Origin of the sequence: Leucobacter sp. M11 (genome assembly GCF_035726885.1) — a bacterium.
Lineage (GTDB): Bacteria > Actinomycetota > Actinomycetes > Actinomycetales > Microbacteriaceae > JAPFRB01.
In genome coordinates this window covers 124797-125030 of the sequence record NZ_JAPFRB010000006.1, presented here as the reverse complement: position 1 = coordinate 125030, position 234 = coordinate 124797, and the positions used below count along the sequence as shown (strand labels likewise).

At 71.8% G+C, this 234-nt stretch carries 1 protein-coding gene; it reads left to right on the top strand.

What is annotated here, in order from left to right; translation table 11 throughout:
- Window positions 1-234 (top strand): iron chelate uptake ABC transporter family permease subunit (locus OOT08_RS17605; RefSeq protein ID WP_325094220.1); only part of this gene is annotated, 234 nt, incomplete at both ends.

The following is a 234-nucleotide window of genomic DNA, read 5'->3' as shown; positions in this document are numbered from 1 at the left end:
TCACCCTGGTCGGGATCGCCCTCGGCGCGGTGCTCGGGGGCTTCTCCTCCGCCCTCGCCCTCATGAACCCGGACACCTTCGACCGGATGCGGTTCTGGGGCGCGGGCACGATCACCGACCGGCCGGAGGGCACCGTCACCGCCATCCTGCCCGTGATCGGACTCGGCCTCCTCGTCACGCTGCTCTGTCTGCGCTCGCTCAACGCGGTCGCGCTCGGCGACGAGCTCGCGACCA